10 protein-coding genes are annotated in these 11,299 nt (G+C 67.8%); all 10 read left to right on the top strand.

What is annotated here, in order from left to right:
- Positions 1-123: 123 nt before the first annotated feature.
- The 10 genes from dnaG to K2M58_RS07720 all read left to right on the top strand — a co-directional run bounded on the left by dnaG (position 124) and on the right by K2M58_RS07720 (position 10,730).
- Positions 124-1,947, top strand: a complete 1,824-nt coding sequence (dnaG, locus tag K2M58_RS07765; RefSeq protein ID WP_220677093.1) for a DNA primase — start codon at positions 124-126, stop codon at positions 1,945-1,947.
- A 57-nt stretch (positions 1,948-2,004) separates the two neighbouring features.
- A complete protein-coding gene (gene rpoD, locus K2M58_RS07760) occupies positions 2,005-3,141 on the top strand; it encodes an RNA polymerase sigma factor RpoD (RefSeq protein ID WP_220677092.1) in 1,137 nt (378 codons plus the stop codon).
- 132 nt (positions 3,142-3,273) lie between these two features.
- Positions 3,274-4,041 carry a hypothetical protein gene (locus tag K2M58_RS07755; protein ID WP_220677091.1) on the top strand — a complete coding sequence of 256 codons (768 nt, stop codon included), beginning with the start codon at positions 3,274-3,276 and terminating at the stop codon, positions 4,039-4,041.
- A 168-nt stretch (positions 4,042-4,209) separates the two neighbouring features.
- Positions 4,210-4,962: a tRNA (adenine(22)-N(1))-methyltransferase gene (locus tag K2M58_RS07750; protein ID WP_220677090.1), complete on the top strand. Its 753-nt coding sequence runs from the start codon at positions 4,210-4,212 to the stop codon at positions 4,960-4,962.
- A 67-nt stretch (positions 4,963-5,029) separates the two neighbouring features.
- Positions 5,030-6,262 (top strand): Nif3-like dinuclear metal center hexameric protein, encoded by a 1,233-nt coding sequence (locus K2M58_RS07745; RefSeq protein WP_220677089.1) that lies wholly within the window; start codon positions 5,030-5,032, stop codon positions 6,260-6,262.
- Positions 6,263-6,360: 98 nt separating this feature from the next.
- Positions 6,361-7,539: a S1C family serine protease gene (locus tag K2M58_RS07740; protein ID WP_220677088.1), complete on the top strand. Its 1,179-nt coding sequence runs from the start codon at positions 6,361-6,363 to the stop codon at positions 7,537-7,539.
- An 84-nt stretch (positions 7,540-7,623) separates the two neighbouring features.
- Positions 7,624-8,157, top strand: a complete 534-nt coding sequence (gene moaC, locus K2M58_RS07735; protein WP_220677087.1) for a cyclic pyranopterin monophosphate synthase MoaC — start codon at positions 7,624-7,626, stop codon at positions 8,155-8,157.
- 36 nt (positions 8,158-8,193) lie between these two features.
- Positions 8,194-9,540, top strand: a complete 1,347-nt coding sequence (glp, locus tag K2M58_RS07730; protein WP_220677086.1) for a molybdopterin molybdotransferase MoeA — start codon at positions 8,194-8,196, stop codon at positions 9,538-9,540.
- A 60-nt stretch (positions 9,541-9,600) separates the two neighbouring features.
- Positions 9,601-10,227: a molybdopterin-guanine dinucleotide biosynthesis protein B gene (locus tag K2M58_RS07725; protein WP_220677085.1), complete on the top strand. Its 627-nt coding sequence runs from the start codon at positions 9,601-9,603 to the stop codon at positions 10,225-10,227.
- Between the two features lie 86 nt (positions 10,228-10,313).
- The gene (locus K2M58_RS07720) at positions 10,314-10,730 is read left to right on the top strand and encodes a Na-translocating system protein MpsC family protein (protein WP_220677084.1); all 417 of its coding nucleotides are present in this window, start codon (positions 10,314-10,316) and stop codon (positions 10,728-10,730) included.
- Positions 10,731-11,299 lie beyond the last annotated feature (569 nt).

The raw sequence follows: 11,299 nt of genomic DNA, 5'->3' as shown, positions 1-11,299 counted from the left end.
GGGCTTTTTGTCGGATGTCGAAATCGGAAAACTATGGCTTTCGTTTTCGGGCGGTCTCCTTGCAGGAGAACGACAACCTATGTAGAATAAATTTTATGTGCGGGGACGAGGGAGGGGTGGCCCATGGCACGCCTTCCGGAAGAGCTGGTCGAACGGGTGCGGGCGGCGTCGGATATCGTCGACGTCGTCGGCGAGTACGTCGCCCTCAAGAAGCGCGGCCGGTCCTACATGGGCCTCTGCCCGTTTCATCCGGACCGGACGCCGTCGCTTTCGGTCGTCCCGGACCAGCAATTTTTCCACTGTTTCGGCTGCCACGTCGGCGGCGACGTCTTCCGGTTCATCATGGAGATCGAAGGGATGAGCTTTCCGGAAGCCGTCAAGCACCTCGCCGATCGGGCAGGAATTCCGCTGCCCGATCTCGAATACGACGATGAGGCCGGGAGGCGAAAAAATCGCCTGAAGGAAGCCCACGCCCTCGCGACGCGCTATTACCATTATGTATTAAACGCCTCGCGGCATGGAGAAACTGCAAAAGAATATGTACACGGTCGGGGTATCCGCCCGGAGACGGTCGCGCGCTATCGGCTCGGCTATGCGCCGGAGACGGGCGATGCCCTCGTCCGGTTTCTCCAAAAGCGGGGCTTCGGCCGGGAAGAGATCGTTGCGGCCGGACTCGGGGTGGAAGAAGGCGGGCGCCTCGCCGATCGTTTTGTCGGTCGGCTCATGATTCCGCTGGAGGACATCCACGGGGCGGTCGTCGGCTTTAGCGGCCGCCGGCTCGACGGTGGGTCGCCGAAGTACGTGAATTCGCCGGAGACGCCGATCTTTAAAAAGGGCCGTTTTCTCTTTCACCTCGGCCGGGCAAAAGCGGCGATCCGCCGGCTTCGAGAGGTGGTCGTCGTCGAAGGGCACCTCGATGCCCTCCGCCTCGCCCAGGAAGGGCTGGAAAACGTCGTCGCCGCCCAGGGGACGGCGTTTACGCCGGACATGGCGGAGCTCCTCGGGCGTTACGCCGAGCGGGTCATCCTCGCCTTCGACGGCGATGAGGCGGGGGAGCGCTCCGCCGAGCGGGCCGCCCCTATTTTACTACAACGGGGCCTCGATGTAAAAGTGGCGCGCCTTCCGGAGGGGCTCGACCCCGATGCGTACGTCCGGGCCTACGGCATCGACGCCTTCCGCCTGCGGGTGCTTCAGGGGGCGGAAAGCTACGGCGCCTTCCGGCTCGAGCGGCTCAAGCGGGGGCTCGACCTCGACGACGCCGCGGACCGGGCGCGGTATCTGGAGCAGGCGGCCCGGGCGATCGCGGAGCTTTCGAACCCGTTTGAACGGGAGGCGCACATTGAGGCGATCGTGAAGGCGTACGCCGTGCCGAAGGATCTTTTTCAGGAGAGCGTCCGCCGCCACCTGGAGGCTCAGGCGCGAAAAGCGGCCGAGTCGCCGCCGTATGATCGCTTCGCGGGCCGCATACATTCGAGTGACGCCGGCGGGCAAAGGCGCCGGCCGCGAACGGCGTACGAAGCGGCAGAGGCGCGGCTTCTCCAAGAGATGCTGGCCCGGCCGGAGCGCATCTCGGAGATCATGGACGCCGTCGGCGGCGGCTGGATCACGCCGGAGGGGACGGCCCTCGCGGCGGAGCTGTACGCCCTTTTCTACGAGGGGATCGCCGGGCGGGAACTCGTGCCGAAGCTCATGACCGCCCTGGAGGATCTGGCGCTCAAAGATTTTTTGACGGAACTTCTCCTCGAGGAGGCGCCGCCGCTTTCACCGGCGGCGCTCGCGGACCTGGTGGCGACGCTTCAGGTGTATCCGAAGGAAAACGAGCTCAAGGCGCTCTACGCCGAACGGTCGAAGGCCCTCGATGCCGGCGATTTTGCCCGGGCGCGGGAGATCGAAGCCCGGGTCCGGGCGGTTCGGTCGGAGATCGAGCGACTACGCCGGCGGGCGTAAAACGGCGCCCCGGCGCGGGAAGACGGTGGCAGGCCCAGGAAGGAGGGCTTCGGATAGATGAGCAAGGTCGATCCGGAAGATAAGACGCTGGAACAGGTCAAGGAAGCGTTGATCGAGCTCGGCAAAAAGCGGGGGTATCTCACGGTTCAGATGGTGGCGGAAAAGCTTTCGGCCTACGAGATGGAACCGGAGCAGATTGAGGAGTTTTACGACGAGCTGGCGGAGCAGGGGATCGAGCTCCTCGGCGAGGATGAGGAGCCGGAGAAGGTCGGCGGCGAAGCGGCGGACGACGAGGCGTTCGATCCCGAGGCGATCGAAGAAGAGGTGCCGACCGATCTGGACGACCTTTCGCTTCCGCCGGGGATCAAGATCAGCGATCCGGTCCGGATGTACCTGAAGGAGATCGGCCGGGTGCCGCTCCTTACGGCGGAAGAGGAGATCGAACTCGCCAAGCGGATCGAGCAGGGGGACGAAGAGGCGAAAAAACGGCTGACGGAGGCGAACCTCCGCCTCGTCGTCTCGATCGCGAAGCGGTACGTCGGCCGGGGCATGCTCTTTTTGGACCTCATTCAAGAAGGGAACCTCGGGCTCCTCAAGGCGGTTGAGAAGTTCGACTACCGGAAGGGATATAAATTCAGCACCTACGCCACGTGGTGGATCCGCCAGGCGATCACCCGGGCGATCGCCGACCAGGCCCGGACGATCCGCATCCCGGTGCACATGGTCGAGACGATCAACAAGCTCATTCGGGTGCAGCGCCAGCTCCTGCAGGAGCTCGGCCGGGAGCCGACGGCGGAAGAGATCGCCAAAGAGATGGACATGCCGGTGGACAAGGTGCGGGAGATCCAGAAGATCGCCCAGGAGCCGGTGTCGCTGGAGACGCCGATCGGCGAGGAAGACGACTCCCACCTCGGGGACTTTATCGAGGATCAGGAGGCGATGTCGCCGTCGGACGCGGCCGCCTACGAGATGCTCAAGGAGCAGCTCGAGGAGGTGCTCGACACCCTCACCGATCGGGAGGAAAACGTCCTCCGGCTTCGCTTCGGCCTCGACGACGGTCGGACGCGGACGCTGGAGGAGGTCGGCAAGGTCTTTGGCGTGACGCGGGAGCGGATCCGCCAGATCGAGGCGAAGGCGCTCCGGAAGCTCCGGCACCCGAGCCGGAGCAAGCGGCTCCGGGATTTTCTCGACTGAGCTGAGCGGGCCGGGAAAAGCCGACGTGAGGCCGGGCGCCGAAGGCCGGTCCACCGGGGCGCGCGGCTTAAGCGGTCGGCCCGCCTGGACGCGTGGTCGATGCGGCGCTTGGGCCGGAACGGGGGAGCCGGGATGGACAGACGGCGTTCGATCATCGTGCGGGAGATCGAGGCGTGGCGGGAGCACCGCCTCCTTCCGGAAGCGCAGGCGCTTTTTTTGCTCAGGCTCTACGGCGAAGGCGGGCGCCGCCGGCCGTATCGCCGGCGGATGGCGGCTTTTTTCGCCGGCTTTCTGGCCGGCGTTTTGTTTGCGGCGTTCCTTGTGGGACTGTGGTGGGCATGGGGGGGACGGCTGCCGGCCGGGCCCCGTTGGACAGGCGTCGAGTCCGCCCCGGCGGTCGCGGCGGATGGGGAAGGGGCGAAGCCGGCTTTCGGACCGGCGCAGGAGGCGGTCGGGCCGTCTGTGCCGTCCTTCCGGCCGGAGCAAAAGGGGCCGCCCCTGCGGCCTCCGACGGGCGGTTCCGAAGGGTTGGCCGGGGCCGAAGGGCCGTCGGGGCTCGTGGGGGAAGCCCTTCGTTCGCCGCCGGTGCTGTTCGGCCTGGCCGCTCTGGCGGCGGCGCTGGCTCACACCCTCCGCGGGCACCCCGGCGCCGCCGGCCACGTGAGCGCCCTTTTGTTTCCCTTGTTTCTGTTTGCCGGCATCGGCGCGGCGATCCCGGCGGCGAGAGAGCGCTGGCCGTGGGCCCCGCCGGTTCTCGTGGCCGGCGGGTTTTTCCTGTGGCTTTGGGCGGCCTGGTGCTGGGGGAAGCGGTATCACGGGTGGCTGGCCGCTTTGGCGCTCCTCGCCGGGATCGCGCTTCAGGCCGGGCATCTGGGGGGTCTGTGGGGCGGTTTTCGTTGAAGGGGGGCGGGGCACCGAGGACGTCCCGCTCCGATCGGGCTTCGGGCCGATCGGTGCCCGTTCACGGGATCCGGCCGATTCGATGCGCTTTTGCGGATTCGGTCGATTCGATAAGCGTCTTACGGGTGCGGTCGATTCGATGCGCGTCTTAGGAGAGGACGAGGGACCGTGCCAGATCAGAAAGCGGCTCGGGCGGCGCGCCTCCGGGCGGTGGCCGCGTTCGTCCCGCCCGGGCGGACGGTGGCCGACATCGGCACCGACCACGGACAGCTCGCGATCCTGCTCGTCGCTTCGGGAAAAAGCCCGTCCGTCATCGCAACCGACCTCCGCCCCGGGCCGCTGGAAGCGGCGCGGGCCAACGTCGTCCGGCACGGGCTTCTGGATCGGATCGAGCTTCGGTTGGGCGACGGGCTTTCGCCTCTTCGGCCGGGAGAGGTGGACGTCGTCGTCGTTGCCGGCCTGGGGGCGGAGCGGATCGTCGCGATGCTCAAAGCGGCCGGGGAGAAGCGGGTGACCTATCCGCTGTGGGTGTTTCAGCCTCAGACGCCGGCGCGGCCGCTCAGGGCGTTTGGCTACGGGGCGGGGATGGAGCTTTGGGCGGAAGACGTCGTCCGGGCCGGCGGCCGGTCTTACGAAATCGTCGCCTTTCGCCGGGGCGACGGCCGGGCGCCGTACGCCGGTCTGCCGGTGCCGCCGGAGGTGGCCTTCTGGCTCGGACCGCACCTCCTCCGGCGGCCGACGGAGGCGTTCTGCGCTCACTGGCGTCGGGAACTCGCCCGCTGGGAAAGGCTCGCCGCCGCGCTTCGCTCGGCGCCGAGCGCGGCGGGACGCGTCAAAGGGGAGTCCCTTGCGGCGCGGATCGCCCGCCTGCAGGCGGCCCTCCGGGTCTGCGGCGGCATCGATGCCGTTTTCGGCCCGTAGACGGTCGGCGCCGCAGGCGATCGCCGATGATCGGCGGGCCAACCGATCGAACTGGGGGGATGCCAGGATGGATGTGCGTACGGCCGTGCGACTTTTGGAACGGATCGCGCCTCCGGAGCGGGCGCTTCGGGACGACCCGATCGGGCTTGCCCTCGGCCGGGAGGACCGGCCGGTCCGGCGGGTGATGTTTGCCCTGGAGGCGACGCCGGCGGTGGTGGAGGAGGCGCTCGACCGAGGGATCGACCTTCTCGTCGTGCATCATCATCCCCTCTACCGGCCGACCCGGACGATCCGGACCGACCGGGCCGACGGGCGGGCGCTGGCCCGGCTTCTTCAGGCCGATGTCGCCGTCTACGTGATGCATACGAACGCCGACGCCGCCGACGACGGCCTGAACGATGTGTTTGCGGAGCGGGTCGGCCTGGAGGCGCCGGACGTGCTCGAGGTGACCGGTCGGGAAGCGCTCTTCAAACTCGCCGTCTTCGTCCCGGCGAGTCACCACGAGTCGGTGCTTCAGGCGATCGGCGATGCCGGCGCCGGGTGGATCGGCAATTACAGCCACTGCACGTTCAACACGCCGGGCACCGGGACGTTCTGGGCCCGGGAAGGGGCCGATCCGTTTCTCGGCAAGGTCGGCGAACTCACCCGCGCCGACGAGATCCGGCTGGAGACGATCGTGCCGGCGGGGCGGCTCGACGCCGTGCTTCAGGCGATGCTGGCCGTCCATCCCTATGAAGAGGTCGCCTACGATCTTTATCCGCTGGCGAACGAAGGGCGGCCGTACGGCCTCGGGCGGATCGGCCGGCTTCGGGCGCCGATGACGCTGGCGGCGCTGGCGGAGCTGGTCGCGGAGCGGTTCGGCCTGGAGGGCGTGCGGATCGTCGGCGATCCGGAGCGCCCGGTGACGCGGGCGGCGGTCTACTCCGGAAGCGGGGCCCGAGCGATTCCGAAGGCGGCCGCCCGAGGCGCCGACGTCCTCATCACCGGGGACGTCGGCTATCACGACGCCCGGGAGGCGGAGGCGCTCGGACTGGCGGTCATCGACGGCGGTCACCACATGGAAAAGTGGTTTGCGCCGCATTTTGCCGGGCGCTTTCGGGCGCTCCTCGCCGAGGCGGACGGGGGCGAATCCGGCCACCCATCCCGATCGGGAGCGCCGTCCGGCGCAGGGGATCGGGACGGTGAAGGGCATTCCGTTCGGACCGGCCAAGAAACGGCGGCACCCGAAAGCGTCGACGTCGTCGTGGCCGAGGCCGATCGCGATCCGTTTCGCTTTATGGTGCGGTCTCCGGCACCTTAGGACCGTTTTGGCGGGATGGCGGGTCACGGCGGGCGGCCTTCGTTTGTCCCCTGCCCGGGCAGATATGTTATAATGAATTTAAAGTAAAGAGAGGCTGGATGGCGCCGGAGTTGGCGCATGGAGCGGGGCGAGGGTTGGCCATGGGGGAGAAGACCTGGGAACGGCTCTTTGGCGGGGGACGGCGGTCCGGCGGCCGGTGGCTCATCATCGCCGGTGCGGTGGCGATCGCCTTGGTGGCGGGGTTCATCGGTTTTCGGCTGGCGATGCTCATTCAGGGCGGCCCCTCGCAGCCTTCGGCGTCGCTGCCGACGGCGCCGCTTTCGACCTCGGAGCAGATCGTCCAGACGGTGGCGGACATCGAGGGCCTCGTGGTGGGGGTGACCGCGTACCGGCACAAGAAAGCCGGTGACGACGGCTCGTCGGGCTCGGCGGTGGTGATCGCCCGGAAAAAAGGGATGGCGTATCTTTTGACGAATCACCACGTCATCGAAGGAGCGGACCGGATCGACGTCACCACCGGCGACGGGGAAACGGTCCCGGCGGAGCGGGTCGGCGTCGATCCCTATACGGATCTCGCGCTTCTGCGCATCCCGCAGCGGTACGTGGACAAGGTCGCCGTCCTGGGGAGTTCCGCCAAAGTGCGAAAAGGGGAGATGGTGATCGTCGCCGGGAACGCCCTGGGGATCTATGCCGACACGGTCAACATCGGCTTCATCTCCAGCCTGCATCAAAAGCTCCCCATCTATTTTGGCGACGGGGCGGAGCCGGACTGGGAGCTCGACGTGCTTCAGGTCGACGCGGCGATGAACTACGGCAACAGCGGTGGCGGCCTGTTTAACCTCCGGGGGGAACTGATCGGCATCAACAATGCCAAGGTCGTCGAGCCGGGGGTGGAGAACATCGGCTTTGCCATTCCGATCGATCTGGCACAGGCGGTGGCTGCGGAGCTGGAGCAGTACGGCAAAGTCCGGCGGCCGGACCTCGGCATCGTTCCGGTCGGCCTGGCCTACGTCGCCGAGGACATCTACCGGAGCTTGAAGCTTCCGCCGACGGTCCACGAAGGGGTCCTCATCCGGGACATGCCGGAGGGGCCGGCGAAGGCGGCAGGACTTTCGGCCTACGACGTCATCGTCGCCCTCGACGACCGGCCGGTGTACGACAAAGTGAGCTTCCGGCAGACGCTCTTTCAGCATAAGATCGGCGACACGGTGAAGGTGACGTACTACCATGCCGGCGAACGAAAGGAGCGGCTGGTGACGCTCGGCGAGGCGCCGTAGGTGGTCCGTGGCGCCCATGAATCGGTGCCCGAACGAAGCGCGAGAGGGCAAAGCGCGGGCAGACCCGTCGCGGGCAAAGGGGGCATGGCGGTGGAACTCACCCATCTCGACGAAAGCGGCCGTCCTCGGATGGTCGACGTTTCGGAAAAGCCCGACGCGGACCGCCGGGCGGTGGCGGAGACGACGCTCCGGATGCGGCCGGAGACGCTCGAGGCGATCCTCTCCGGCGGCGGGCCGAAGGGGGCGGTGCTCGAGACGGCGCAGGTGGCGGGGGTGATGGCCGCGAAGCGGACGTGGGAGCTCATCCCGATGTGCCATCCGATCCCGATCACCGGCGTTTCGCTTTCGTTTCTGCCGGAGCCGCCGGATCGGCTCGTCATCCGGGCCGACGTCCGGACGACGGGGAAAACGGGCGTCGAGATGGAGGCGCTCACGGCGGTGTCGGTCGCGGCGCTCACCGTCTACGACATGGTCAAGGCGATCGACCGGTGGATGGAGATCGGCCCGACGCGGCTTTTGCAAAAAAGCGGCGGAAAAAGCGGCGATTTTCGCCGCGAGGATCTCGAAGGGTCCGGGGCCGATGGGGCTCGGTCGCCGGATCAGCGTCTGGGAGGCTGAACGTTCGAGGATGCTGACCGATGAGGAGGGAGGCCGGTGGAACGGACGCCGGTGTCGATGGAGGAAGCTTTGGCGCGCATCCTTCGGCACGTGCCGCCACCGCTCAAGGAGCGGGTGGGGCTCGCCGAGGCCGCCGGCCGCATTTTGGCGGAGCCGCTCGTGGCGGAGGCCGACGTGCCGGCCTTCCGGCGTTCCGGTGTCGACGGCTATGCCGTGCGGTCGCAGGACGTCTTAGGGGCGGCGGCGGATCGCCCGATCCGGCTTCGGGTCGTCGGGACGGTGCAGGCCGGCGATCCGCCGCTTGATCGACCCGTCGGCCCCGGGGAGGCGGTCCGGGTGATGACGGGAGCGCCGGTGCCAGACGGCGCCGATGCCGTCGTCATGCTGGAGCACGTCGAGCCGGAAGCGCCGGCGGACGGGGGGGATGAGGCGGTCGGCGCCTCGGAGGCCGGGAAGGCCGAGGTGTTTTTCACGGCCAAAAGCCGCGGGTCGGGCGGCCGGCGGGCGGAGGCGCCCTCCGCCGCCATCGTCGTTCGCCGACCGATCGAAATGGGGAAAAACGTCATCGAACCGGGGGAAGACGTGCGGCGGGGAGAGCGGCTGCTTTCGCCCGGGGAGCGGCTTCGGTCCGGGGCGATCGCGCTTTTCGCGGCGTACGGTTATTCCTCCGTCGCCGTCTTTCGGCCGCCTCGGGTGGTCGTCATCTCGACCGGCGACGAGCTGCTCGAGCCGGGCGTGCCGCCGGCGCCGGGTAAGATCTACGATTCGAACGCGCCGATGCTCGTGGCGGCGCTTCGGGTGCTCGGCGTTCCGGCGGATCGGTACGGCATCGTCCCGGACCGGCCCGAGGCGCTCGGGGCGGCGTTTCGCCTCCTTGTCGACCGGTACGACGTCCTCATCACGACGGGCGGGGTATCGGACGGGGATTACGACTGGGTGCATCCGCTCATCGCCGAGCTGGGCGGGGAGGTGCTTTTCAGCCGGCTTCAGATGAAGCCGGGGCAGCCGACGTCGGTCGCCCGGCTGGGGCGGGCGATGCTGTTTGCGCTGGCGGGGCACCCCGGGGCGAGTTTTGTCGGCTTTCATTTGTTTGTGCGGCCGTTTGTCCTCTCCGCCCTCGGGGTACCGCCGGAACGGGCCCGCATGCCCGAGGCGGAGGCGACGCTTGAAGTGCCTTTCGGCCGCCGGTCGAAGCTGCCGCGGGTCGTCCCGGTGCGCTATCGCTTCGACGGCCCGCGGCTCGTCGTCCGGCCGACCGGCCGCGGGCGCTCCTCCCACATCGCCGAGCTCGCGCCGGCAAACGGGCTGATGGTGGTGCCGCCGGGAGAGGGGCTTCCGGAAGGGGCGGCGGTGCGTCTTTTTGTGTTGGACGCGCTTGACTGAAAGACCGTGGCCAGATCGGCCCGACGGAGCGGGCCGGATATGTCCGGCGGAGGGGCTGCTGTGGTTCGGAACGAGGCGGGGCGGATTGAGCGCATCGTGCACGTCGCCGGTTTTTCCGGAAGCGGCAAGACGACGCTCATCGCGCGGCTGATCGAGCGGGCGGCGGCTGACGGCATCCGGGCGGCGGTGATCAAGCACCACGCTCATGCGGGGGCGGTGCCGCCCGATCGGCCGAGGAAGGACACGGCCGCGTTCGAAGCGGCGGGGGCGGTGCTCAGGGGGCTTTTGGCGCCGGAAGGGGCGCTTTTGTACTGGAACCCGACCGGAGCGGAGGCGCTCCCGGCGCCGGCGGAAGCGGAGGCGCCCGCCCGGCGGTTCTGGCCCCTGGCGCGGGCGTTTGGGGCGGACTGGCTGTTCGTCGAAGGGTTCAAAACGGCGCCGGGGCCGAAGCTTGCCCTGCTCCGGTCGGCGGACGATCTTCCGGCGGCCCTTACGTGGCCGGACGTGATCGCCCTCGTCGCGCCGGCCGATCACCTTGCGCGGGTTCGGGCGTTCGGCGACGAAACGACGGTTCGACTTCCGCTTTTCGCACGGGAAGACGCGGAAAGGATTTACCACTGGGTGATCGCTGAGAGGCGGTTTCGACCGGAAGCTTCCGTCGAGGGGAAAAGGGAAGCGGGATGTTGATCACGTGCTGGCCGTCGGGCTCGTCCTTCAAAGGGCTCCCCCCCTCTTGTGGCCTGCCGTTTTTTCCGGTATAATGGCCAACCGAGATGAATCGAACCAAAGGCTGGCTGGAAGCGGAGATCAGCAAGGCGCTCACGCGCTGGGAAAAGGAGTATCTCGGCCGGGGGTCGACGGCGGCGAAGACGGACATCGTGCGGGACATGATCATTGTCTCGCTGAAGGTGACGCTCACGCCGGCGGAACAGGCCCTCTGCGAAACGGAGGAAGGCCGGCAGGCGGTCAAAGTGATGCGAAACCGCCTTCTGGAATCCGGCGCCGAGGCGCTTTGTTCGCTGATCGAGCGGCTGACCGGCATGCCCGTCCGGAGCCTCCATACCGATCTCAGCACCCGAACCGGCGAACGGATCATCGTCTTCCGCCTGAACGACGATTTGGAGCGGCGGCTTATGAACGGCGACGGGTTCGGCGACGGGGCGGGGGCCGGAGATCGGGAGAACGGTTGACCGGCAGGCGGACGGTTCGCCGTTTTGCGGAGGCCGGCGTGACGAGCGCGCTACAGCCGGGAGCAAAAACCAAGCTCCGATGAGGAAAAAACGCCCTGGCCGCGATCGAAGGCCCTATCGCGAGTTCCGCACTTCGCTGTATACGCATCGCGGCGGATCAAAAGTAGATTGTCACGAATCATACCGCTAGTTTGGCGGGAAGTGACGCCTGTGGACATCGGAGGTTGCAGGCTTCGGCCAGTGCCGGTGGATGAAGCAGGAAGCAACCGGGACGGTATCCTAATTGGGATATTTGTCCATGAGTTGCGGAACGGTTGCAGAACGGTTTTGAGAACGGGAAAACAAGCCGTAAGGCGGCCGCTTTTCCCGGTCGCCGTCCGTTTGATCCGGTCGAGGGTTGGACTTTCGCCGCGGCGGACGGGACGGAAACCGGGAAAAGCGCGGTCCGGGAGCCTTCCGACCATCCGCCGGGCGGACGGGTCGGAAGAAAACCGGCGAAGCCGCGCCTTGGTCACACGGTCCGGGGACCGTGGGGCGAGGGCGGTTTCGCCGGTTTTTCTTTTGCGATC

Origin of the sequence: Hydrogenibacillus sp. N12 (assembly GCF_019645935.1) — a bacterium.
GTDB lineage: Bacteria > Bacillota > Bacilli > Thermicanales > DSM-22653 > Hydrogenibacillus > Hydrogenibacillus schlegelii.
The sequence above is the reverse complement of the archived record's forward strand: the minus strand, read 5'-3'. Positions and strand labels throughout refer to the sequence as shown.